This is a genomic window from Amycolatopsis orientalis DSM 43388 (assembly GCF_000411975.1).
In the GTDB taxonomy this organism is placed as follows: domain Bacteria; phylum Actinomycetota; class Actinomycetes; order Mycobacteriales; family Pseudonocardiaceae; genus Amycolatopsis; species Amycolatopsis orientalis_D.
Window position 1 is genome coordinate 1 of record NZ_ASXG01000166.1, and the last position, 22,916, is coordinate 22,916.

Here is a 22,916-nt window from a genome sequence, read left to right on the forward strand (position 1 = left end):
TGGGGTGCTTGTCAAGGCACGCTTTCCCGCCTTGACAAGCACCCCAAGACCGTCAGCACAATCCGGCTTCGGGGTGCCCCACGCCACCCCCCGGGCGCGATGTCGCCGCCAGGCGACGAGCCGTCCGACTGATCCGCCAGTCAACCCAAGATCGCAACTCCTTTGCACACCAACAAGATCACCAACTCTTCCCGACACAGACCGATCCAAGAGTTGCGATTTTCGCAACCCGGAGTTAGCGTCTCCGGCCATGGACGAAACAGACCAGCTGAGGCAACGGGTGCGGCAGCTGATCCAGTCCATGCCCGTCCCCCAACGCGAATTCGCCGCCGCCATCGGCCTCGACCAGACCAAGCTCTCCAAGGCGCTCAACGGCGCCCGCCGCTTCTCCCCGCACGAACTCGTCCGCGTAGCCGAATACTCCGGCGTGACAGTGAACTGGCTGCTCAACGGCAGCGACGACGCCAAGACCGTCACCGCCGTCCCGGCCCCCGCGGCCGGAACGGCGAGCGACCCCGACGACCTGGCGCACTCCGAGCCGCGGCGACGGATCCTCGAGACCGCGTGGCAGCTCATCGCCGAGCGCGGGTATCACCGGGTGCGCATCGCCGACATCGCGCAGGCGTGCGGCACCAGCACCGCGGCCATCCACTACCACTTCCCCACCAAGACCGAAGTCCTCGACGAAGCGCTGCGGCGCAACGTGAAGCTCGCCTTCGACCGGCAGGTCGCCGAGCTGCACGCGGTGCCCGGCGCGCACGACCGGCTGCTCAAGCTGGTCGAACTGCAGCTGCCGACCGAGGGCCTGCTGCGCGCCGAATGGTCGGTGTGGCTGCAGGTCTGGAACGAGGTCGCGCTCGACCCGCGGCTGCGTTCGCTCTACACCGATTCCTACGACCGCTGGTACCAGACCATTCTCATGACCATCCGCACCGGCCAGGAGCAGGGCGTGTTCCGCCTGGCCGACCCCGAGGCCGCCACCGCCCAGCTCACCGCGCTGATCGACGGCCTCGGCATCCAGGTGCTGACCGGGCGGCCCGGCAGCACGGTGGGCGCGATGCGCGCGCACCTGCACGACTTCATCGACCGCTCGATCGTCCAAGGAGCCTGATGAACCACGAAGTCATCGTCACCTGCGCGCTCACCGGCGCGGGGGACACCACCCGCCGGAGCCCGCACGTTCCGGTCAGCCCGGCGCAGATCGCCGAGAGCGCCATCGAAGCCGCCAATGCCGGCGCGGCCGTGGTGCACATCCACGTGCGCGAGCCCGAAACGGGTGCCCCGTCGCGGGACGTCGCGCTGTACCGCGAGGCGGTGCGGCTGGTCAAAGAGTCCGGCGTGGACGTGGTCGTCAACCTCACCGCGGGCATGGGCGGCGACCTCGTCATCGACGCCGAGGACCCGCTCAAGCCGGTCGACGGCACCGACCTCGTCAACGCGCACGACCGGCTCCCGCACGTCGAGGAACTGCTGCCGGACATCTGCACGCTCGACTGCGGTTCGCTGAACTTCGGCGAGGGCAACCAGCTCTATGTGTCCACTCCGGACATGCTCCGCACCGGAGCGAAACGGATCCAGGAACTCGGCGTGAAGCCCGAACTGGAGATCTTCGACACCGGCAACCTGTGGTTCGCCGCGAAAATGGTCGAGGAAGGCCTGATCGACCCGCCGCCGCTGTTCCAGCTGTGCATGGGAATCCCGTACGGCGCGCCGCCGGATCCCGCACTGCTGCAAGCGATGGTGCATCTGCTGCCGGAAGGCGCGCAGTGGGCGTCGTTCGCCATCGGGCGCGACCAGATGCCGTGGGTCGCGCAGTCGGTGCTGCTGGGCGGGCACGTCCGGGTCGGGCTGGAGGACAACCTCTACCTGTCGCGCGGCGTCAAGGCCACCAACGGCCAGCTCGTCGAACGCGCGGTGGACATCGTGCAGAAGCTCGGCGCGGACATCGCCACCCCGGACCGGGCGCGCGCGATCCTCGGGCTGAAGGAGCGCGCCAATGCCTGAAGCATCCACAGTGGACACTGTCGCCTGCGTCGGAGCCGGAGTCATCGGCGGCGGCTGGGTCGCGCACTTCCTCGCCCAGGGCTTCGACGTCCGGGCCTGGGACCCGGCGCCGGACGCCGCGCAGAAGCTGGAAAGGCTCGTCGACGCGGCCTGGCCCGCCCTCACCGAACTCGGCCTCAAGCCGGGCGCTAGCCGCGACCGCCTCACCGTCACCGCGACGCTCGCGGAAGCCGTCGACGGCGTGGGCTTCGTACAGGAAAGCGCGCCGGAAGACCTGCCGCTCAAGCAGAAACTGCTGGCCGACATCGACGCGGTCACCGCGCCCGACGTCGTGATCGCCTCGTCCACCTCCGGCTACGGCATGACCGAAATGCAGGTCGCCGCGAAGACGCCGGAACGGCTCGTGGTCGGGCATCCGTTCAACCCGCCGTATCTCATTCCGCTGGTCGAGGTCGTCGGCGGGAAGCTCAGCGCGCAGTGGGCGGTCGAGCAGGCCGCGGCGTTCTACCGGCGCGTCGGCAAGTCCGTGCTCACGATGGACCGCGAGGTGCCCGGCTTCATCGCGAACCGGCTCCAGGAAGCGCTGTGGCGCGAAGCCCTGCACATGGTCGCGAACGGCGAGGCCACCGTCGAGCAGATCGACCTCGCCATCACCGACGGACCGGGCCTGCGGTGGCCCGTCCAGGGTCCGATGCTGACGTTCCACCTGGCCGGCGGCGAAGGCGGCATGGCACACATGCTCGACCACTTCGGACCCTCGCTGAAGTCGCCGTGGACCCGGCTCGACGCACCGGAACTCACCAAGGACCTGCGCGACGCCGTGGTCGCCGGATGCGACGACGAGGCGGACGGGCGGACCGTCGCCGACCTCATCGCCGAACGCGACCGGGCGGTCATCGCGATCCAGCGCGCGGTCGGGCAGGCCCGTCGTGGCTGAGTACCGCGACCGGGTCCGTCCGGAGTGGATCGACTACAACGGTCACCTCTCCGAGCCCTACTACGTGCTCGTCTTCGGCGACGCGACCACCGCGCTGATGGACATCGTCGGCCTCGGCCCCGGCTACCGCGAAAGAACCGGGGCGTCGCTGTACACCGTGGAGGCGCACGTCCGGTATCTGCGCGAAGTCGGCGCGGACGCCGAACTCGAGGTGACGACCTCCGTGCTGTCAGTCGGCGCGAAAAAGGTGCGGCTGTGCCACGAGATGCGGGTCGCCGGCGAACTCGTCGCCACCGAAGAGCTGTTGTGCCTGCACGTTTCCGGGGGACGCGCGACGCCGTTCCCCGCCGACGTCGCGGCCGCGCTCGGAACGCATCTCGCCCCGGTCCCGGACTACGCGGGACGTGCCATCGCCTGATCCCTCCCCTCCCCTCGTGAGCGGCGGTCCCGGTCCGCGCCGGGACCGCCGCTCACCCACCCGAAAGTCACCCATGGAAGCCCGATGTAAACCGACCCACGTCTCCCGCCGCCGATTCCTGACCACCGCGCTCGCCGGCGCCGCGCTCGCCGGTGCCGCTCCCCTGCTGGCCGCCTGCGGCTCCACCGTCGCCGCGGCCGTCCCCTCCGGGCCGCCGAAACGAGGCGGCGCCCTCCGGGTCGGAGTCACCGGCGGCGGAGCGTCGGACACGCTCGACCCGCACACCCCCGCCACGAACCCGGACATCGCCCGGGTGCTCAACCTCTACGAACCGCTGCTGATGCGCGATCACGACTACCGGCTCCAGATGCTGGTGGCCGAATCGCTGAAATCCTCGCCGGACGCGCGCACCTGGACGGCCGTGCTGCGCTCGGGCATCCGCTTCCACGACGGCCGCCCGGTGACCCCGGCCGACGTCGTCGCGACCTTCCGCCGCATCACCGATCCGAAGAACCCGAAGAGCGGCGCGGCCGGGCTGGCCATGCTCGGCGAGGTGGTCGCGACCGGCGACCGGACGGTCGAATTCCGGCTCGCCTCCCCGAATTCCGGCTTCGACGATCTGCTCGGGCAGTACAGCCTCGGTATCGTCCCGGCCGATTTCGACGTCAAGGCGCCGATCGGCACCGGGCCGTTCAAGGTCGAGACGTTCACCGCCGGGCTGCAGAGCACCTTCGTGCGCAACGAGCACTACTGGCGGCCGGGCCAGCCGTACCTGGACCGGTTGTCGCTCATCAACTTCGCCGACGACGACGCCCGGATCAACGCCCTGCTCTCGTCCCAGGTGGACGCGATCGACCAGGTCCCGGTCGCGCTCGTGGACGTGCTCCGCAGCGACCCGCGGATCCAGGTGCTGCGGTCGGAGACCGGGACCTGGCTGCCGTTCACCATGCGCGTCGACCGGCCGCCGTTCAACGACGTCCGGGTGCGCCAGGCGCTGCGCCTGGTGGTCGACCGCGAGCAGATGATCAACCAGGTGCTCAGCGGACAGGGCCGGGTCGGCAACGACCTCTACGCGCCCTTCGACCCGGCGTACAACCGGCAATTGCCGCAGCGGAAGCAGAACATCGCCGAGGCGAAGCGGCTGCTCGCCGAGGCGGGGAAGCCGAATCTCGACATCGAACTGGTCACCGCGCCGATCCAGGCCGGCGCGGTCGAGGCCGCGCAGGTGTTCCAGCAGCAGGCCAAGGCGGCCGGCGTGAACGTCCGGATCCGGAAGATCGACACCACCACGTTCTACGGCGAGAACTACCTGTCCTGGGACTTCGCGCAGGACTTCTGGTACACCCGCAACTACCTGCCGCAGGTCGCGTCCGGCGCGCTGCCGAAAGCGCCGTACAACGAAACCCATTGGAACGACCCGGAATTCACCGACCTCGTCACGCGGGCGAGCGCCACGGTGGACCCGAAGGCACGCACGGAGCTGCTCCACCGCGCGCAGCAGATCGAGTACGAACGCGGCGGGCTGATCGTCTGGGGGTTCGTCGACCAGGTCGACGCCTACCAGTCCTATGTGGCCGGTTTCGTGCCGGACCGGACCGGGATCTCGCTGTCGGGCTACCAGTTCCGCCAGGTCTGGCTCGGCACGGCGGAAGGAGGCGCGGCATGAGCCGGCTGATCCTCAAACGGCTGCTCGTGAGCCTCGTGGTGCTGTGGCTGGTCACGCTGCTGGTGTTCGTCGCGACGCTGCTGCTGCCGGGCGATCCGGCCCGGGCCATCCTCGGCCAGCAGGCGACTCCGGAGCGGATCGCCGCGCTGCAGCACCAGCTGCACCTCGACGAACCGGTCTGGCAGCGCTATCTCTCTTGGCTGGGCGGCCTGTTCACCGGCGACCTGGGCACCTCGACCTCGACCCAGGGCCCGGTCACGACGCTGCTGGCGGACCGGGTGTCGGCCTCGCTGGTGCTGCTCGTCCTCGCCGCGGTGATCGCCACCCCGCTCGGGCTCGCGCTCGGCACGTGGAGCGCGATGCGCCGCGGCCGCGCCGGCGACCAGGTCGTCTCCGGCGTCAGCCTGGTGATCGCCGCGCTGCCGGAGTTCGTCATCGGCGTGGCGCTCATCGTTCTCTTCGCGACGACAGTGTTCCGAGTCCTGCCCTCGGTGACCCTCACGCCGCCAGGCGAAGCGGTGTGGGCGCAACCGAGTCAGCTCGTCCTGCCGGTGCTCACGCTCGTGCTCGTCGTGACCCCGTACATCACGCGGATGATGCGCGCGACGATGAGCGAAGTCCTCGATTCCGGATACGTGGAAATGGCGCGGCTCAAGGGAATGCGCGAGCGGACGGTGCTGCTGCGGCACGCCTTGCCGCACGCGGTCGGGCCGGTCGCGCAGGTCGTCGCGATCCAGCTGGCGTGGCTGGCCGGCGGCGTCGTGGTGGTCGAATTCCTGTTCCGCTACCCGGGCATCGGCCAGGCGCTGATCGACGCGGTCGGCAAACGCGACGTCGCGGTCGTCCAGGCGGTGACGCTGTTGATCGCGGCGGTCTACATCGTGGTGAACCTGCTGGCCGACGTGATCGGCATCCTCGCCGATCCCAAGCTCCGGACGGAGGCAGTGCGATGACCGCGGTCGAAGAAGAACAGGTGGTGCCCGCTGTCCCGGAAACGCCGCCCCGCGCGGCCGGCCTGATCCGCTCCGCCTGGGCGTTCCCGCAGGCCAAGGTCGGCGCCGCGCTGGCCGGAGTCGTGATTCTCGTGGCGTTGCTCGGCCCGTGGCTCGGGCCGGTGCTCACCGGCCACAGCACCACGGACTTCGCCGGGAAGCCGTTCAAACCGGACGGGATCGCCGGCACCGACGGCCTCGGCCGCGACGTCCTCACCCGGTTCCTCGCGGGCGGCACCACGCTGCTGCTCTACGCGGTGCTCGCCACCGCGCTCGGCATCGTGCTCGGCGCGCTGCTCGGCATGATCGCCGGATACGGCGGCGGCTGGCTGGACAGCCTGCTGATGCGCGGCAACGACGTGCTGCTGTCGTTCCCGCAGCTGGTCATCGCGTTGCTGGCGATCGCGGTGATCGGCCCGAAAGGCTGGCTGCTGGTGCTGGTCATCGGGCTGACGCACGCGCCGCGGACCGCCCGGGTCGCCCGGCAGGCCACCGTTTCGGTGCGCAACCACGACTATATCCGCGCGGCGGAGATGTACGCCGTGCCGCGCAGCCGGATCCTGCTGCGCGAGATCCTGCCGAACATCACCGGCCCGCTGATGGTGGAGCTCGGGCTGCGGCTGACCTACTCGATCGGCTACATCGCCTCGCTCTCGTTCCTCGGCCTCGGCATCCAGCCGCCGGCCGCGGACTGGGGCCTGATGATCAACGAGAACCGCATCGCGCTCGTCGTGCAGCCGTGGGGCGTGCTGCTCCCGGTGGCCGCGATCGCGGTGCTCGCCGTCGGCACGAACCTCGTCGCCGACTCGCTCGCCTCGGCCGCGGCCGGGCGGACCCGGGAGGCACGCGCATGACCGCCGTGATGACGAAAGCCCTGGAGGTGACCGGGCTGGCCATGCGCACGACGGCGGGCCGCCCGGTGCTGCATTCGGTGTCCTACGAGATCGCTCCCGGCGAGGTGCTCGCGCTCGTCGGCGAATCCGGCTCCGGCAAGACGACCGCCGGGCTGGCCGCGCTCGGCCATTTCCGCCGAGGGCTGGTGTCCGGCGGCGGCAAGGTGCTGCTGCACCCGCGCGACGGCGAGCCGGTCGACGTCCTGGCGCTCGACGACGCCGCGCGCCGCCAGTTGCGGGGCAGCGCCGTCGCGTACATCCCGCAGGACCCGGCGCTGTCGCTGAACCCGGCGCTGCGGATCGGCCGGCAGATCGCCGAGGTGCTCGAAACGCACGGCTACGCCGGGTCCGTCGACGCGCGCGTGGCCGAGGTGCTGGCCGAGGTCGGGCTGCCGTCCGGCGAGGCCTACCAGCGGCGGTACCCGCATCAGCTGTCCGGCGGGCAGCAGCAGCGGGTCGGCATCGCGATGGCTTTCGCCTGCCGCCCCAGCGTGGTGGTGCTGGACGAGCCGACCACCGGCCTGGACGTGAAGACCCAGGCTTTGGTGCTGGAAACCGTGCGGCAGCTGACGTCCGAGCACGGCGTCGCGGCGCTCTACATCACCCACGACCTCGCCGTGGTCGCGCAGCTCGCCGACCGGGTCGCCGTGATGTACCAAGGGAATCTGGTCGAATGCGGGGTCGCTGACGAGGTACTGCGGCGGCCGAAGCACGCGTACACGAAGCGCCTCCTCGCTGCGGTGCCGGATCTCGGTGCGGAACCCGCCGCCGCTCCCCCGGCGGAGGACGCGGTGCTGGCCGCACGCGACATCCGAGTGTCCTACGGGCAGCAGCAGGTGCTGCGCGGCATCGACCTCGCCGTGACGCGCGGGGAAAGCGTGATGCTGCTCGGCGAGTCCGGTTCCGGAAAAACCACGCTGTCGCAGTGCATCGCTGGGCTCAACCGCGTCTTCAGCGGCACCGTCGCGCTCGAAGGCACTCCGCTGGCTCCGGCCGCCCGGCAGCGCAGCACCGACGAACTGCGGCGGATCCAGTACGTCTTCCAAAGCCCGTTCTCGTCGCTGAACCCGCGCAAGACGATCGCCCAGTCGATCGAGGTTCCGTTGGTGCGCTTGACTTCCCTCTCCCGCACCGAACGCCGCCGACGCGTCGCCGAGACGCTGGACCGGGTCCGCCTGCGGCAAGACCTCGCGAACCGGCTGCCGGACCAGCTCAGCGGCGGCGAACGGCAACGCGCGGCGATCGCCCGCGCGCTCGTGACCACCCCGGACGTCCTGGTGTGCGACGAGGTCACGTCCGCGCTGGACGTCTCCGTGCAGGCGACCATCGTCGAGCTGCTCGGCGAACTGCGCCGGGAACTCGGCATGGCGATGCTGTTCGTGACGCACAACATCGCCCTCGCCCCGGAGGTGGCGGACCGGATCGCGGTCCTGCGCGGCGGCGAGATCGTCGAGGAGGGTGCCGTCGAGGCGGTGCTGAACTCCCCGTCGCACGAGTACACGAGCGAACTTCTCGCTACGACGCCGAGGCTGTGAGGAGCCGAATGACTGTCCATGGTGCGGTAAAGCCCGGGTACGAGGGCGTCCGGGAAGCTTTCGGCGACATCGTCGAGGCAACGACCGGCGGAGCCGCGTTCAGCGTGTTCCGCGACGGCGCTCCGGTGGTGGAGCTGTGGGGCGGCTCGGCGGCGGACGGCGTGCCGTGGACCGAGGACACCCGCGCGGTGTTGTTCAGCGGCACCAAGGGCGTCGTCGCGACCGTCCTGGCGATGCTGACCGCGCAAGGCAAGCTCGACCCGGACGAACGCGTCGCCCGCTACTGGCCGGAATTCGCCGCGGCGGGCAAGGAGGACGTGCGGGTTTCGCAGGTCCTTTCGCACACCGTCGGCCTGCCCTACGTGGAGCCCGACCTGCCGATGCTGGACAACGCGGCGAACGCCGAGGCCCTCGCCGCCCAGCGTCCGCTGTGGACTCCCGGCACGAAGGTCGCCTACCACGCGCTCACCTACGGCTACCTCGCCACCGAACTGGCGCGGCGCGTCACCGGGGCGGACCTCGGTGTGCTGATCCGCGACCTGCTCGCCGGGCCGCACGGCCTCGACCTGCGGCTCGGCACCCCGCCGACCGTCCCGGTCGCGACCCTGCGGCGCGCGCCCGGCTACCGGATCAGCACCTTCCTCCACGACGAGGAACGCCGCCGGATCGTCGAACGGATGTACCGCGGCCTGCTCGATTCGGGCGACTCGATGAACTCGCCGGAGTACCGCGGCGCGACGCTGGCGGCCGGCGGCGCGGTCGGCACCGCGACCGCGATGGCCCGTCTCTACGACCTGCTGCGCGCGGGCGAACTCGTCCCCGCCGACATCCTCGCCCAGGCCACGCGCACCTGGTCCGAAGGCATCGACGCGATCAACGACCGCCCGCTGCGCTTCGGCCTCGGCTTCGAACTGGCCGACCCGATCGGCACCTACGGCCCCGCCGACGCCGACCCGGCCGCCTTCGGCCACTCCGGAGCCGGCGGCGGCCGCCACGGCGCCTGGCCGAGCCGGGGTGTGTCGTTCTCGTTCGTGCCGAACGAACTCCAGGCCGAGGACGTCGACCACCGGGCGTCGTCGCTGTTGGCGGCGCTGCACGAGGCCGTCTGACCTACCGTGGGCAGATGCGGATCGTCTCCCTGCTGCCCGCCGCCACCGACCTCGTCGCCGCCCTCGGCAAGGCGGGCGATCTCGTCGGCCGCACCCACGAATGCGACTGGCCCGCCGAGATCGCGTCGGTGCCGGTGGTCACGGCCGCGGACCTCGACTCCGACGCCCTGACCAGCCGCGAAATCTCCACCGCGGTCGGCGCGTCCCACCAGGGGTCGTCGCTTTACTCAGTCGACCTCGACCGGCTGGCCGCGCTCGCGCCGGACCTCGTGCTCACCCAAGACCTCTGCGAGGTCTGCGCGGTGTCCTACACCCGCGTCGCCGCCGCGGTACGGATGCTCGACGCCGGACCGCGCGTGCTCAGCCTCGAACCGCGCACGCTGGACGAGATCCTCGACTGCCTAACCACTCTCGGCGAGGCACTGGGCGTGCCGGAGGTCGCCGCCGCCCGCGTCGCCGAGCTCCGCTCGCGGCTCGCCGCGGTCCGCCGCCCAGTCCGCGGGCGCCCCCGGCCCCGGGTGATCGCGCTGGAGTGGCTCGACCCGCTCTGGCCCGCCGGGCACTGGGTTCCCGAGCAGATCGCCGCCGCGGGCGGCACCCCGCTGCTGGCGGCACCGGGCGAGCACACCAAGCCGATGACGTGGGACGCCGTGCTCGCCGCCCGCCCGGACGTCCTGCTCGTCCTCCCCTGCGGGTTCACCCCGGACCGGACCGAAGCCGAACTGGACGTCCTCACCTCACGGCCCGGCTGGGCCGGCCTGCCCGCCGTGCGGAACGGCCGAGTCTGGCTCCTCGACGGCCCGTCCTGCTTCAACCGCCCCGGCCCCCGCGTGGTGCGCGGAGCGGAAATCCTCGCGACGGTTCTGCACGGCATCGCTGCCGATCCTCCGGTCAGCTCCGCGGAAGCCCGGCGCGCGTGACCACCTCGCAGTGAGCCACGGAACAGATCGCCCGTCCGGGAAGCCGACACCACTCTTTCGCGTTGTCTCTCCAGCAGGACCGGCACGGAATGGGGGCGTCGCATGGCAACTCCCGAGCGGCACGCAGCGGACTACCCGGCACCCCGCCTGGCCGTCGATCTCCCGATCACGGCCCTCCTCATCGCCTCCCTCGCGCACTGGATCCGCGGCGCTCCGGCGGACGGCGTGATTTTCTTCGCCGCCGCGCTCCTGCTGCTCTTCACCGAACGCCACCCCGCCCCCGCCGACGTCTTCCGCCCGGCGACCCGGCTGCCGGGCGCCTCGCTGATCATCGCCGTCGCCCTCGTCGCGCTGGTCTTCGGCCGGCAGACCGTGCCGATGTTCCTCGCCATCACCGCGATCGGCATCGGCGCGCTGGTCGTCGAATGGCGGGACCCCTCGCTCCCCGCGCGACCAGTCCCGCGCCGCGGCTGGCTATGGGTCGCGCTCGCGATCTCCTGGTGTCTCTGGGAACTCATCTCGTTCGTCTACGAACAGGCCGCGGGCGGGCTCTCGCTGACGCATCCGACGATGAGCGACCTCGTCGACCCGATGCTCGACAACCGCGTGGTGCAGGCTCTCGCGCTCGGCGTCTGGGTCGCCGCCGGGCTCGCCATGCTGCGCGCGGCCGCCGCGGCGAGGAGGACGGCATGAGCAGCAGGCTGATCACCGAACTGGGCTTCGGCGCGATCGTGGCCGCCGCCCTCCTGCTCTGGCTGGGCAGCCACCTGTTCCCGAAGACCATCCCGCCGCTGACCAGCGTGCTCTCCGCGCTGATGCGCAAACGGTCGACCCGGATCGCGCTCGTGCTGGCCTGGTGGTGGGTCGGCTGGCACTTCTTCGTGCAAAGCTGAGCCAAATCATCGATTATTTCCGCTATAGTCGATGACATGAACGAACGTCTCGAGGTCTCCCGCTTCCTCCCCGCTCCCGCCGGCTCCGTCTTCGCCGTCCTCGCCGACCCGCAGGGCCACGTCGACATCGACGCGTCCGGAATGCTCATGGACGCCGAGGGCGAACGGGTCACCCAGGCCGGCGACCGGTTCGTCGTCCACATGGACCGGGAAGCGCTCGGCGACCGGCCCCTGGGCAAGTACGACGTCGAGGTCGTCATCACGAAGCTCGTCCCGGACGAGGAGATCGCCTGGACCGTCGAGGGCAGCTTCCGGCCGCACGTCCGCCACATCTACGGCTACCGCCTCGAACCCGCCGAGGGCGGCACCCTCGTCACGTCCTATTACGACTGGTCGGAACTCAGCGACGAATGGAAGGCGCGCCTGACTTTCCCGGTCGTCCCCGAGTCCGCGCTCAAGGCGACCCTCGGCATCCTGGAACGCACGGTCCGGCGCCGCGCCTCCGTCTAGCGGTACCGCAACGCGGTCGGCTTGCCCCGCTCCGCCAGATACTGCTCGAAGGTGACCACGCCGTCGGCGTGCTCCGGGGCCAGATTCGCGCCAGCCGCGTAACCCCGGGCGATCCGCCCCGGCGCGGGCACCGCGACGAGCCGTTTGTCCTTCCCGGACGCGGCGAGCAGGGCACGCGCCAGGTCAGCCGTCGTGCGCACCTCCGGCCCGCCGAAGTCGGCGACCCGCCCCTGCGGTTCGCCCTGGGCCAGCGAAACGAGCCGCGCCGCGACGTCGCGCACGTCGACCGGCTGGAACCGGAACTTCGGCACCGGCACCACCGGCAACCGGGTGGCGCCGGCGAGGATCGTCCGCACCAGCGAGTGGAACTGCGTCGCCCGCAGGATCGTGTACGGCATGCCGGAATCCGCGATCACGTGCTCGGCGGCCAGTTTCGCCTGGTAGTACCCGAGCGGAATCCGGTCGACGCCGACGATCGAGACATACACCAGATGGGGCGTCTGGCCGCTCCAGCGCGCCGCCTCGACGAGCGTGCGGACCGTCTCGACCTCCCGCCGGAAGTCCGTCGCGCAATGAATCACCGTGCCGACGCCGGCGACCGCGACGTCGATGCCGCGCCCGGTGCGCAAGTCCCCGGCGGTCCACTGGACACCTTCGCTGGACCGCTTCCGGCGGCTCAGCGCCCGCACCGGTGCCTCCGCGGCCCGGAGCCGTTCCACGACCACCCGGCCCAGTTGCCCGCTTCCGCCGGTGACGAGGATCTGCTCGGCCACGTGGTCCTCCCGCTGCCGCACTGCCCGGGCTCAGCCGGCTTCCGCCCGCCATCCTGGCACGCCTGGGGCCGCGCGGGGCACACTGCGCGCGTCAGAACTTCGAGCGCCACCGCACCGTCGGCTCGTGCGTGCTGTCCCGGCGCGGCGTGTCTTTCCGCAGCAGCACCGACAACCGCCCGTACGCGCTGATCAGCTCCGACGTCGCCTCGTTGCCCCGGCCGGCCCGGACGTGCTCGAACCCTTGCCGCAACGCGGCCAGCGCGGCCGGTTCCGCCGTCGCGAGCAGGCCCGCGGCTTCGGAAACGGTCTCCGCCAGCCCGTCGAGCATGGCCTTCGTTTCCGGCCGTCCCGGCGCGACAGTCAGCACCGGGGACAGCACCCGCAGCTGGTGGTGCAGCCGGTAGAGCACGGCAAGCGGATCGTTCTGCCCGGCACCGTCCATCGTCGCATCCTCCGCTCGCTCCCCGGGGAGACGCGGCGGAGGCTCCCCCATGACGCCAGGCGCCCGGATGATTTCTCTCAGGAGTCCTCTGCCTCCAAACCCTCCCGGTCGGCCCACTCCAGCAACGGCTCGAGCGAGTACGCCACGTCGTCGATGCCCGCGTGCAGGTCGCCGAGTTCGGCGAACCGCGCGGGCACGGTCGCGATCGTGCAGTCGTGCGGGTCGACGTCGTCGACCTCGTCCCAGCGGATCGGCGTGGACACCAGCGCCTCGGGCACGCCGCGCACCGAATACGCGCTGGCGATCGTGTGGTCCCGGGCGTTCTGGTTGTAGTCCACGAACAGCTTCTTCGGGTCGCGGTCCTTGCGCCACCAGGTGGTGGTGACGTCGTCCGGGGCCCGCCGTTCGACCTCGCGCGCGAACGCCAGCGCGGCCCGGCGAACGTCGGCGAACCCCCAGCGCGGCGCGATCCGGACGTAGACGTGCATTCCGCTGCCGCCCGACGTCTTCGGCCAGCCGCGGATGCCCAGCTCGTCGAGGATCTCCTCGGCGACGTGCGCGACCCGGCGCACCGTTTCGAACCCGCACTCCGGCATCGGGTCGAGGTCGATCCGCCACTCGTCCGGCCGCTCGGTGTCCGCCCGGCGCGAGTTCCACGGATGAAACTCCACAGTGGACATCTGCACCGCCCAGACGACGTGCGCCAGCTCGGTCACGCACAGCTCGTCGGCGTGCCGGTGGTACCGCGGGAACTGCACCCGCACCGTCTCCAGCCACGGCGGCGCACCGTTCGGCACCCGCTTCTGGTGCACCTTCTCCCCGCTCACCCCGGACGGGAACCGGTGCAGCATGCACGGCCGCTCCCGCAGCGCGCGCACGATCCCGTCGCCGACCGCGAGGTAGTACCGGACGAGATCGAGCTTCGTCTCGCCGCGCGCCGGGAAGTAGACCCGGTCCGGGTTGGACACCCGGACCGTCCGGTCCCCCACCTCGAGCTCGACGGCCTCGCCCTTAGCCATGGCACCGACCGTATCGGGAAATCGCGCGGCGCGTCAGCGGTCGAACGGCACGAGGGTGAACTGCCCCCTCGGCCGCCGGTCCGGCCCCGAGCCGCAGAGCCGGGCGTCTCGCAGCCGGGACCCCGTCAATGGGGCAACGCGGCCAGCGCGGCGCGGTCCAGTTTGTACACCGTCACCGTGCCGGACCGGAAGGCCACCGAGAGCCCGGGAAGACCGTCCAGGTTCCGCAGTCCGGGGGCCAGTTCGAACACCGGCGCGGTGTACCAGCTGTTCGGCGAACCGGGGCCCGCGCCCATGCCGGGCGCCTGGCTGTCCACGTAGACCCAGCCGATGTTCAGCGACAACACGATTTTCCGGATCCGCGGATCGGTCGGATAGTCGCGGAACGACCGCAGCAGCTCGTAGGTCTCCGGCTCGATGGCCGAACCGAGGGTGACCACGTTGACCACCGGCACCCGGTCCTCGACGTAGGCGTAGGTCGAGCCGTCGTTGGCGCTGTTCATCATCCGCTCGCCGGGCTGGATGTGGTCCTCGACGAACTTCGCCGCCCGCTTGTCGTCGTCGTTCACCCTGGTGAACTCCGGCTTCGCGTAGCGGCTGGCGATCACCTCGGCGTTGCGGTGCTCGTAGGGAATCGACGCGTAGCCGACATACCCGGCCAGGGCCGCCGCCAGCAACACCGCCGAAACCGGGCCGGCGAACCGCCGTGCGTGACCGAATGCCCCGGATTTCTTCACCATCCCGAACAAGCGGACGATTCCGATCGCCACGAATACGAGCGCGATGGCCGCCAGCACCGGAATGAACAGCGAAATGTGCGACTGAATGCGCACATACGATTTGTAGAACGGCGATCCGACCATCGAGCCGATGCCCGACCTCGGGTGCACCTTGAAATCGACGACGATCGCCAGCCAGAACAGCCACATCGCGGCGACGCCCCAGCCCCGGCGCAGCACCACGATCACCAGCACCCCGGCCAGGGCGAGCACGCCCGCGCTGAGCTGCGAGAAAATGCCGTGCGGATCGAAATAGCCGCCGTAGGTCAGCTTGAGGTTGCTCGACAAGGCCTCGCCGAACGGGCCGGGCGGGATGTCCGGAGCCCACGTCCCGGTGCGCGTGGCCTGGCTGGCCGAGCCGAGCAGGGTGGAGGCCGACGCGAGCGCGGCGACCACCCCCGCGGCCAGCAGCACCGGCCATTGCCCGCGCAGGATCTCCCGCCCTCGCTTCGTGAACGCCTCGACGATCCAGAACACCACCACGCTGAGGCCGACGGTGGCGGCCACGCTCGGATGGACCGAGAACACCCCGGCCACCCCGATGCCCAGCACGACCGCCCGCAGCCACCGCGAGCCCGGCCCCCAGCCGGGCAGCCCGCCGGCGGTGATCAACGCCGCGAGCACGCCGGGAGCCATGCTCATCGCCGCCGCGTTCGGCGCGATCCCGCCGTCGTGCAGCAGTTGCACGCCCGGCCGGAACAGTCCGGCCGCGATCAGCGCGGCCGCGCCGCCGGCGAGCGCGGTCCAGCCCGAGCCGGCGCGCAGCCTGCGGAACACCGCGGCCGCGAGCGCCGCCGAGCCGAGCACGAACACCGGGCCGGTGATCAGGGCGTTCATCACGTTGAAGCCGGTGATCGGCCCGCCGGTCAGCTCGCCCGTCAGCGCCGCGGGCAACGGCAGCCCGGACGGGTAGAACGACACCGGCTGCCCGGTGAGCACGTCGATCGGCAGCAGGTCCCACGGCGCGGCCCGGCCGGTGTCGCTGATGTAGGCGACCAGCACCATGTGGATGATCGTGTCGTGTTCCTGCGGGTAGGTGTCCCAGGAGCCGAGGCCGCCATGCCATTGCTGCATGGCGAGCGCGATGCCTCCCAGCACCAGGACCGCGGCGCCGATCTTCGCCGCCGGGAGCCACCGGCCGGCCAGCTCGGGCAGCAGCGCGGTGTCCGGCTTCTCGACCGGCGCCGGCTCGGTGCGGCCGCGGCAGAGCCAGGCGACGGCGAAGACGATCGCGGACAGCAGCACTGTCACCGCCAGCGCGAGCGGAATCCCGAAGGACAGCCCGGGGATGCCGGACGCGAGACCGGCGAGGCCGTACACGCCGACGCTGACCGGGGCGGTCAGCGCGGCCAGCCACAGTTTGTCCCGGATGCCCGCGGCGAGTTGCACCAGGAGCCCCGGCACGGCGAGAACGGCCAGCCCTGCCAGCGGGTACAGCAGCAGACTCACCGGGAAGACCACCCAATCTCGTGAAGAACGCTTCGGATTCCACTCGCGACTGCATCTGTGCCGAAAACCGGAGCCGCGAGTGTGCACGTCAAGGTCCGAACTTCCGATTCGGCTTCGAATTCGACGTGCTGCCTTCCGGCCGCCGCTGAGAATACGACACCCACGCCGCGATCCAGGGACCGGCCCGGCCCAAGTCGATCGCGGGCGGGCACCCGCCTCGCTGATCCCGGCCAGCAGGTCCGCGGGGGCCGATACCCCCGCGAAACCTCGTCCGGGCTACCCGCTGCCCCCGTGTGCCGCGTCCGCGTCGAGCACCGCCGTCTGCTTCGCGAGCCCGGACGTGGACCGGGTGCTGTGCTCGACGCTCAGTCCTCGCATCGCGACCGGGTAATCGAACCGGTACACCGCGACTGGCTCACGGAGTTTGTCGCCGCGAAGGTACGTCGGCACTTCGACAGCCGTCGCGTCGGCGAACAGCGGCACGTATGGCCCTCCGGCATCGGCCGAGTAGGAAACCCCGGCCAGCGACTGCGCGTCCGGCCCCGGGGCGAACCGGTAGCGGACCGGTTGCACGATCCCGTTCGCCAGGGCGGCCGGCGTCCGGCACGGCAGGATGAACGCGTTGGTCCAGTCCAACGTAACCGGCTCGCTGCGGGGAATCTCGTCCGTCAACGGCACCAGCCGCGGAATCCGGGGTGCGGTGACCGCGACCCAGCCCGACGGGCCGGGCTCCGCGTCCCGTGCGACGACCCGGACCCGTTGCGCCCCCGGAGCCTGCCAGCGGGGGTCGAAGCGCGCGTCACTCCACTTCCCGCTGTCGTCCGCCTTGGTCTTCACCGCCGACAGCACGGTCCCGTCCGCTTTCGCGAACTCCACCGTCACCTGTACTTTCCCTTTTCCGGCAAGGGAAACCACGACCGGGGCCGAATCCTTCGACGCGACGTCGGCCGGCAAGTCGTACCACCCGGTGGCGAGCGTGCCGGTCCCAGAACGGTAGGAGCTCCACGCCGGATGCGCCGGATCGGTGCCGTACGGGGCTCGCGGCGCGGAGTCCGGCGGGAACGCGGTGTTCATCGCGAACCCTTCGGCCGAAGCCGGAGTGGACGGCCGGAGCACGCCGGCGCCGATGTCCGGCTCGACGTCCAGCCAGTCCTCGACGCCGCAGGCGTTCCCGGCATTCCCGGCACTGGCGGCGAGGCCGAGCGAGGCCAGGTTCGACCGGCCGACGGAGTAGGTGTCCCAGCGCAGCTTCACCGCTTGGGCCTGCCCGACCACCTCGACCGCCACCGTCGCGGCCGCCACCGCGACGATCACCCAGCCGGACGTCGGCAGCCAGCGCGGCACGCCGGGCCGCCCTTTCGCGGCCCGCCAAGCGCCGACGGCCACGCCCGCGAGCGCGACCGCCAGCCCGGCCCAGAGAGCCACGTCGGCCAGCCGCACGCCCTTCACCGCGGGGACGGAATCGCCCCAGCGCACGTCGTAAGCGGACTGCATCCACCACCGGTTCGGCGAGGACCAGGCCAGCCACGTCGTCGCCGCGACCAGGCCTAGCGCCGCCGCGCGGGCCCAGACCGACGACAGCGCACCGCGGGCGACCGTGTGCACCAGCATGGCAATTACGACCGTGCCGAATCCGGCCAGCGCACCGAAGTGGTGCGTCCACTTCGTCGGCGTGAACGCGAGCACGACGAGGCACAGGACACTGGCGACGACCATCCGGCGGGCGGGCCCGACCGCCAGTCCCGGAGCGCGGCGCCAGATCAGCAGCCCGGCCGTCAGCGCCATCGCCAGGAGCATCAGCAGCACCGGCACCCGGCGGTTCAGCGCGCCCTCGACCACCGACGGGTCAAGCAATGTGGTGTACCGGGCGATTTCGCTCTGCCACGGGAGATCCGGGCCGATCTGCTGGCGGACGGCGGTCGACTCCAGGACGGCGCTCAGCGGCTGGTCGTAGAACGCGGTCAGCAGTGCGCTGCCCGCGGCGCCGGCGACCACCGCGATCGCACCGAGCACCCGGATGTCGGCACGCCTGCGCGCCAGCCGGACGAGAGGACGCACGGCGGCGACGAACGGGAGAAATGCCGCGATCCCCAGCGGGTTCGTCGTCGCGGTGGCCCCGGCGACGACCAGCCCGACCGCGACCGGCGCCACCGCACCGGTCGCCACCGCGCGCTCGACCAGTGCGAACGCCGCCAGCGTGCCGAACACGATCCAGGGCTCCGGCCGCAGTCCGACGTCGAAGGCCAGGTACCAGGCCAGGAACAGCGCCGCGGCCGCCCAGCGGGTCCAGCGGCCCCGCCGGTCGACCAGCCGCGGCAGCACGAACCGATCGATCAGGAACCACGACGCCAGCCCCAGCAGCACCGACGGCAACCGCATCCACACCATGGCCGGCGTTACGCGGCCGAGCAGCGCGTACAGCTCGTAGTACCAGCCCCACGGTGCTTCCGGCGCGTTGAACCAGCGGAAGTAATTGCCGGTGAACCCGCTCGCCTCGCGAGCGCGCAGCATGGTCGAGATGTACCCGTCGTCCACTGTGAGCGCACCGACGACGGCCCAGACTCCGAGCACCGCGGTCACCGCCAAGTCCGCCGGCCGCGGCACCCACCCGCGCCGAGGAAGCAGCCGGACCCGTCGTGCGACGCGCCGGTCGCGCCGGATCAGCAGCACGATCATGCCGACCAGCGCGAGCGCCGACACCACGCCGAGCACGACCTTGAGCACGCTCGGCGTGCTGACCCACCGGGTGTCCGGTTCGACCTGCGCGGACGCCGCGCCCGGGTGTTCGGTGTACAGGCCGGTGACGTTCGGCCTTGCCGTGGTCCTCGCGGTCCCGACAGTCGTGCCTTGGCCGTCGACGTGGACGGTCAGCTTGCAATCGCCGCTGACCGGCCGGCGCAGCAGTTCTTTGTCGCCGAGTTTCGCGGTGACCGTGCCGTTGACCGCGCGGATCTCGAGCGCGCCGCCGAGGGGCTGCGCGCCCAGCTTGTTTCCCGGCGGCGCGGTCGCCAGCACCAGCCCGTCCGGGTCGGCGCAGCGGACGGTCGCGTCCATTCTGGCCGGGTGGTACGGATACAACGGGAGTGCGGTGTCCTGCGCCCCGTTCCAGCGGTACGTCGTCGTGTCGGTGTTCACCGGCGCCACGGTGAACAGCACCGCGGTCAGGGCGGCGAGGAGCCCAAGCCCGATGACGAGCCAACGATCGCCGGCTTTCCCGTGCGCGGTGGGGTCGGAATCTGGGGTCGGCACCGCGCGGAGTTTAGTGTTTCCGCGTGTCTCCGCCGTGAAGCGGCCCGCGAGCCGACCGGATCGCCCGGTATGCGAGCCTGGCGGGATCAGCCGCCGAGCGGCAGCCGCGGCGCTTCCGTCCACTGTGGAACATCGGCCGGTCCGGCGCCGCCGCGGCCTGGTCCGCGCTCTTCTCCCCCGGATACCCTGCAGATCCCCCGCGGCTGCCCGAAAGTCTCGGCAGGCACCGTCCACGGTGGACATCCGCGCAGCTCCAGCGCGATTTCCGGAAGTCAAACGGGGTCCGCCCGATTTACCCGGTTCCTCCACGGTGATCTGGAGCACACCTTAAGTCCAGCCTAGGTGTGCTGCGTCACGCGGCCCGCTACCGCTAGCGTCACGCAACCATGGAATCCACAGTGGTCGCCAAAGAGGGCGACAACTACACGAAAGCACTGGGCAACCGCCAGGTGCAGATGATCGCGATCGGCGGGGCGATCGGGGTCGGGCTCTTCCTCGGCGCGGGCGGGCGGCTCCACACGGCGGGACCGTCGCTGGTCCTTTCCTACGCGCTGTGCGGCATCGCGGCCTACTTCGTGATGCGGGCGCTCGGCGAGCTCGTGCTGCACCAGCCCAGCTCCGGCAGTTTCGTCACCTACGCCCGGAAGTTCATCGGGCCGTGGGCCGGGTTCGTGTCCGGCTGGATGTACTGGCTGAACTGGGCGATGACCGGGATCGCGGAGATCACCGCGGTCGCGATCTACGTGCACAAGTGGCTGCCGGACGTGCCGCAGTGGATCACCGCGCTGGTCGCGCTCGGCGTGCTGATGGCGGTCAACCTGCTCAGCGTGAAGCTGTTCGGGGAACTGGAGTTCTGGTTCTCCGTGGTCAAGGTCCTCGCGATCATCGTGTTCCTGGTGACCGCGCTCGGGCTCGTGTTCACCGGCGCGAACATCGGCGGCACCACCGCCGGCGTGCACAACCTGACCAACCACGGCGGGTTCTTCCCGGCGGGCGTCGGCATCGCGCTGATGACGCTGCAGGCGGTCGTGTTCGCCTACTCCGCGATCGAGGTCGTCGGCATCGCGGCCGGCGAGACCAAGGACGCGCGCAAGGTGCTGCCGAAGGCGATCAACGGCGTCGTGTGGCGGATCGGCGTCTTCTACGTGGGTTCGGTGCTGCTGCTGGCGATGCTGCTGCCGTGGCCGTTCTACAACGGCGGCGAAAGCCCGTTCGTCACGGTGTTCTCGCGCCTCGGGATCGGCGGCATCGGCGACGTGATGAACGCCGTCGTCCTCACCGCCGCGCTGTCCTCGTGCAACTCGGGGCTGTACTCCACCGGCCGCATCCTCCGCGCGCTCGCCGACGAGGGCGAAGCGCCGAAGTTCGTCGGCAAGATGAACTCGCGGCACGTGCCCTACGGCGGGATTCTCTTCACGTCCGTCGCCTACGTGCTCGGCGTGGTGCTGAACTACATCGTGCCTTCGGAGGCGTTCGACATCGCCACCGCGATCGCCTCGCTCGGCGTGGTCGCGACCTGGGCGACCCTGGTGTTCTCGCAGATGCGCATGCGCCAGGCGGCGTTGCGCGGCGAACTGGAGCGGCCGAGCTATCGCATGCCCGGCGCGCCGTACACCGGCTGGGCCACGCTCGGATTCCTCCTGCTGGTCGTGGTGCTGATGGGATTCTCCGACGGAGCCGAGAAGATCGCGTTCTACTCGATCCCGGCGATCGTCGTGGTGCTCGCCGTCGGCTGGCGGCTGGTGTCCCGCAAACGGCAGGCGCGCACCGGCGCCTGAGCGGAGCCCGCGTTCTCCCATCCCCGCGAACGCGGCACCGGCCCGGCCGCCTCTCCGGCACTCCCGGGGAGGCGGCCGGGTTTTTCTTTCACCACAACGGGAAGTCGACTCCGTGCTCGGCCTGCGGCCGCGGCCCGAAGATGCGCCGCTGCGCCTCTTCGATCCGCCGGTCGTTGATCGACGCCTCGCGCCGGCTCATCAGGCCGTTGTCGGCGAACTCCCACAGTTCGTTGCCGTAGCTGCGCCACCATTGCCCGTCCGCGTCGCGGCTCTCGTATTGGAAGCGGACCGCGATGCGGTTCTCCCGGAAGCCCCACAGTCCTTTGCGCAGCGCGTAATCCTGCTCGCGTTCCCACTTCGCGGTGAGGAACTCGACGATCGCGGCTCGGCCGACCAGGTGCGTACCGCGGTTGTGCCACACGGAATCCGGCGTGTACGCGAGCGCCACCTTCTCCGGGTCGCGCGTGTTCCACGCGTCCTCGGCGGCTTGGACTTTCCACAGCGCGGCGGACAGGTCGAACGGCGGGAACGGCGGCCGCGATTCGGTCATGGCAGGGGTTCCTTTCACTGGATGAGCCGCGGATTGCGCGGATACGGCGAGTGCGTGACCTGCCGCGCCACCGGGCGACCGGACACGACCCGCTGCACTTCGAACCGGACGATCCGGCCGGTGCAGCCATCGTCGCCGGACCGGCCCGCTTCGCCCCATTCGATCGAGGCGGTGCCGGAGATCTGCAGGATCCGGCCGGTGGCGAAGTCGAAGAAAAGCAGCGCGGCTTCCGGGTTCGCGGCCAGGTTGCCAAGGCTGTTGAAGAGGTTGTTGCCGGGATAATCGGGCCACCACAAGGCGTTTCCCTCGACCCGGACGAAACCGGGCGCGCCGCCGCGGTGGGACGCGTCCGCGCCGTGGGCGGGGTTGATGGTGCCGAGGAAGAACGTGTCGGCTTCTCGAATCAGCTCGGTGCATCCCGGGCACAACTCAGCGCGTTCTTGCGACTGGTGCGCCGGCTCGACGTCGGTGGCGAGTACCCGTTGCTGGATGTACTGCGGGCAGTTGCCGTACGCCTGCTCGACCTCCACGATCAGGTGGTCCTGCGCCGCGGTTTTCAGACTGCCGTTGATCCGGACCCGGCGGCGGGTGGCGAACTCCACGCTCGTCATGCCGAGCACCTGCCCGGCCGGAAGCCCGTGCAGCGGATCGCCCTCCGGAATCGTGCGGTGGATCGCGAGCGTCGTCACTGACGCGGATTCCAGAAAACCGGGCGGGCCGACGATCGGCGACGTCCACAGCCGCCCGTCCGCCGAGCGTCCGGTCACGACCAGGAACGTCCGCTCGGCCAGGAACCCCGCCATTCCCTCGGAAATCCCGGCACGCTCGGCCATCCGGGACAGCCGCGCGGCCTGCCGTTCGACTCCCGCCTCGCGCTGGACCGCCAGCTCGCCAGCGTGGAACGGCTGCTGGATCGCCAGGTTCATGACACCCTCCCTTTCTCACGGGTAATCCCGTGAGGTTCCGTGAGAAGTTGTAGCAGCCGGTTCTCACGGATGCA

At 70.8% G+C, this 22,916-nt stretch carries 21 protein-coding genes; 14 read left to right on the forward strand and 7 right to left on the reverse strand.

Features of this window, described 5'->3' with window-relative positions; all coding sequences use genetic code 11:
- The first annotated feature begins 250 nt into the window (after positions 1-250).
- The 13 genes from L942_RS33915 (at position 251) to L942_RS33975 (ending at position 11,877) form a co-directional block, all read left to right on the forward strand.
- Complete coding sequence (locus L942_RS33915; RefSeq protein ID WP_037368129.1) at positions 251-1,111, forward strand: TetR/AcrR family transcriptional regulator; 861 nt, start codon at positions 251-253, stop codon at positions 1,109-1,111.
- Positions 1,111-2,004, forward strand: coding sequence for a 3-keto-5-aminohexanoate cleavage protein (locus L942_RS33920; protein ID WP_037368131.1), 894 nt, complete (start codon positions 1,111-1,113; stop codon positions 2,002-2,004). The genes L942_RS33915 and L942_RS33920 overlap by 1 nt, the downstream gene beginning before the upstream one ends.
- Positions 1,997-2,941, forward strand: a complete 945-nt coding sequence (locus L942_RS33925; protein ID WP_037368132.1) for a 3-hydroxyacyl-CoA dehydrogenase NAD-binding domain-containing protein — start codon at positions 1,997-1,999, stop codon at positions 2,939-2,941. The genes L942_RS33920 and L942_RS33925 overlap by 8 nt, the downstream gene beginning before the upstream one ends.
- Positions 2,934-3,359: a thioesterase family protein gene (locus L942_RS33930; RefSeq protein WP_037368134.1), complete on the forward strand. Its 426-nt coding sequence runs from the start codon at positions 2,934-2,936 to the stop codon at positions 3,357-3,359. Before L942_RS33925 ends, L942_RS33930 begins: the two co-directional genes overlap by 8 nt.
- Positions 3,360-3,432: 73 nt before the next feature.
- Positions 3,433-5,025: an ABC transporter substrate-binding protein gene (locus tag L942_RS33935; protein WP_037368136.1), complete on the forward strand. Its 1,593-nt coding sequence runs from the start codon at positions 3,433-3,435 to the stop codon at positions 5,023-5,025.
- Positions 5,022-5,978 (forward strand): ABC transporter permease, encoded by a 957-nt coding sequence (locus L942_RS33940; RefSeq protein WP_037368138.1) that lies wholly within the window; start codon positions 5,022-5,024, stop codon positions 5,976-5,978. Before L942_RS33935 ends, L942_RS33940 begins: the two co-directional genes overlap by 4 nt.
- A complete protein-coding gene (locus tag L942_RS33945) occupies positions 5,975-6,871 on the forward strand; it encodes an ABC transporter permease (protein WP_081655345.1) in 897 nt (298 codons plus the stop codon). The genes L942_RS33940 and L942_RS33945 overlap by 4 nt, the downstream gene beginning before the upstream one ends.
- Positions 6,868-8,445 carry an ABC transporter ATP-binding protein gene (locus tag L942_RS33950; protein WP_037368139.1) on the forward strand — a complete coding sequence of 526 codons (1,578 nt, stop codon included), beginning with the start codon at positions 6,868-6,870 and terminating at the stop codon, positions 8,443-8,445. Before L942_RS33945 ends, L942_RS33950 begins: the two co-directional genes overlap by 4 nt.
- Positions 8,446-8,453: 8 nt before the next feature.
- Positions 8,454-9,554, forward strand: a complete 1,101-nt coding sequence (locus tag L942_RS33955) for a serine hydrolase domain-containing protein (protein WP_037368142.1) — start codon at positions 8,454-8,456, stop codon at positions 9,552-9,554.
- A gap of 14 nt (positions 9,555-9,568) precedes the next feature.
- Positions 9,569-10,474 carry a cobalamin-binding protein gene (locus L942_RS33960; protein WP_037368144.1) on the forward strand — a complete coding sequence of 302 codons (906 nt, stop codon included), beginning with the start codon at positions 9,569-9,571 and terminating at the stop codon, positions 10,472-10,474.
- Between the two features lie 102 nt (positions 10,475-10,576).
- Positions 10,577-11,167, forward strand: coding sequence for a hypothetical protein (locus tag L942_RS33965; protein ID WP_037368145.1), 591 nt, complete (start codon positions 10,577-10,579; stop codon positions 11,165-11,167).
- Positions 11,164-11,367, forward strand: a complete 204-nt coding sequence (locus tag L942_RS33970; protein ID WP_037368147.1) for a DUF6186 family protein — start codon at positions 11,164-11,166, stop codon at positions 11,365-11,367. The genes L942_RS33965 and L942_RS33970 overlap by 4 nt, the downstream gene beginning before the upstream one ends.
- A gap of 36 nt (positions 11,368-11,403) precedes the next feature.
- Positions 11,404-11,877: an SRPBCC family protein gene (locus L942_RS33975; RefSeq protein ID WP_037368148.1), complete on the forward strand. Its 474-nt coding sequence runs from the start codon at positions 11,404-11,406 to the stop codon at positions 11,875-11,877.
- On the opposite strand, the gene L942_RS33980 is transcribed toward L942_RS33975, so the two are convergent.
- The 5 genes from L942_RS33980 to L942_RS34000 all read right to left on the reverse strand — a co-directional run bounded on the left by L942_RS33980 (position 11,874) and on the right by L942_RS34000 (position 19,588).
- Positions 11,874-12,650 carry an SDR family oxidoreductase gene (locus L942_RS33980; RefSeq protein ID WP_037368406.1) on the reverse strand — a complete coding sequence of 259 codons (777 nt, stop codon included), beginning with the start codon at positions 12,648-12,650 and terminating at the stop codon, positions 11,874-11,876. The two genes, L942_RS33975 and L942_RS33980, sit on opposite strands and share 4 nt — an antisense overlap.
- Positions 12,651-12,741: 91 nt before the next feature.
- Complete coding sequence (locus L942_RS33985; RefSeq protein ID WP_235079564.1) at positions 12,742-13,092, reverse strand: hypothetical protein; 351 nt, start codon at positions 13,090-13,092, stop codon at positions 12,742-12,744.
- Positions 13,093-13,169: 77 nt separating this feature from the next.
- Complete coding sequence (ligD, locus tag L942_RS33990; protein WP_037368152.1) at positions 13,170-14,111, reverse strand: non-homologous end-joining DNA ligase; 942 nt, start codon at positions 14,109-14,111, stop codon at positions 13,170-13,172.
- Between the two features lie 125 nt (positions 14,112-14,236).
- The gene (locus L942_RS33995) at positions 14,237-16,339 is read right to left on the reverse strand and encodes a DUF6541 family protein (RefSeq protein WP_037368410.1); all 2,103 of its coding nucleotides are present in this window, start codon (positions 16,337-16,339) and stop codon (positions 14,237-14,239) included.
- Positions 16,340-16,615: 276 nt separating this feature from the next.
- Complete coding sequence (locus L942_RS34000; RefSeq protein ID WP_051166444.1) at positions 16,616-19,588, reverse strand: arabinosyltransferase domain-containing protein; 2,973 nt, start codon at positions 19,586-19,588, stop codon at positions 16,616-16,618.
- A 386-nt stretch (positions 19,589-19,974) separates the two neighbouring features.
- Between L942_RS34000 and L942_RS34005 the strand changes: the two genes are divergently transcribed.
- Positions 19,975-21,366 (forward strand): amino acid permease, encoded by a 1,392-nt coding sequence (locus tag L942_RS34005; protein WP_037368153.1) that lies wholly within the window; start codon positions 19,975-19,977, stop codon positions 21,364-21,366.
- Between the two features lie 88 nt (positions 21,367-21,454).
- On the opposite strand, the gene L942_RS34010 is transcribed toward L942_RS34005, so the two are convergent.
- Complete coding sequence (locus tag L942_RS34010) at positions 21,455-21,916, reverse strand: nuclear transport factor 2 family protein (RefSeq protein WP_037368155.1); 462 nt, start codon at positions 21,914-21,916, stop codon at positions 21,455-21,457.
- 14 nt (positions 21,917-21,930) lie between these two features.
- On the reverse strand, positions 21,931-22,842 hold the full coding sequence (locus tag L942_RS34015) for a pyridoxamine 5'-phosphate oxidase family protein (RefSeq protein WP_037368156.1): 912 nt from the start codon (positions 22,840-22,842) through the stop codon (positions 21,931-21,933).
- Positions 22,843-22,916 lie beyond the last annotated feature (74 nt).

Bases quoted from the DNA above. Each gene is read 5' to 3' on its own strand.
- L942_RS33915 (WP_037368129.1), top strand. From the start codon at position 251: ATGGACGAAACAGACCAGCTGAGGCAACGGGTGCGGCAGCTGATCCAG.
- L942_RS33920 (WP_037368131.1), top strand. From the start codon at position 1,111: ATGAACCACGAAGTCATCGTCACCTGCGCGCTCACCGGCGCGGGGGAC.
- L942_RS33925 (WP_037368132.1), top strand. From the start codon at position 1,997: ATGCCTGAAGCATCCACAGTGGACACTGTCGCCTGCGTCGGAGCCGGA.
- L942_RS33935 (WP_037368136.1), top strand. From the start codon at position 3,433: ATGGAAGCCCGATGTAAACCGACCCACGTCTCCCGCCGCCGATTCCTG.
- L942_RS33940 (WP_037368138.1), top strand. From the start codon at position 5,022: ATGAGCCGGCTGATCCTCAAACGGCTGCTCGTGAGCCTCGTGGTGCTG.
- L942_RS33945 (WP_081655345.1), top strand. From the start codon at position 5,975: ATGACCGCGGTCGAAGAAGAACAGGTGGTGCCCGCTGTCCCGGAAACG.
- L942_RS33950 (WP_037368139.1), top strand. From the start codon at position 6,868: ATGACCGCCGTGATGACGAAAGCCCTGGAGGTGACCGGGCTGGCCATG.
- L942_RS33955 (WP_037368142.1), top strand. From the start codon at position 8,454: ATGACTGTCCATGGTGCGGTAAAGCCCGGGTACGAGGGCGTCCGGGAA.
- L942_RS33960 (WP_037368144.1), top strand. From the start codon at position 9,569: ATGCGGATCGTCTCCCTGCTGCCCGCCGCCACCGACCTCGTCGCCGCC.
- L942_RS33965 (WP_037368145.1), top strand. From the start codon at position 10,577: ATGGCAACTCCCGAGCGGCACGCAGCGGACTACCCGGCACCCCGCCTG.
- L942_RS33970 (WP_037368147.1), top strand. From the start codon at position 11,164: ATGAGCAGCAGGCTGATCACCGAACTGGGCTTCGGCGCGATCGTGGCC.
- L942_RS33975 (WP_037368148.1), top strand. From the start codon at position 11,404: ATGAACGAACGTCTCGAGGTCTCCCGCTTCCTCCCCGCTCCCGCCGGC.
- L942_RS33985 (WP_235079564.1), bottom strand. From the start codon at position 13,092: ATGGACGGTGCCGGGCAGAACGATCCGCTTGCCGTGCTCTACCGGCTG.
- ligD (WP_037368152.1), bottom strand. From the start codon at position 14,111: ATGGCTAAGGGCGAGGCCGTCGAGCTCGAGGTGGGGGACCGGACGGTC.
- L942_RS34005 (WP_037368153.1), top strand. From the start codon at position 19,975: ATGGAATCCACAGTGGTCGCCAAAGAGGGCGACAACTACACGAAAGCA.
- L942_RS34010 (WP_037368155.1), bottom strand. From the start codon at position 21,916: ATGACCGAATCGCGGCCGCCGTTCCCGCCGTTCGACCTGTCCGCCGCG.
- L942_RS34015 (WP_037368156.1), bottom strand. From the start codon at position 22,842: ATGAACCTGGCGATCCAGCAGCCGTTCCACGCTGGCGAGCTGGCGGTC.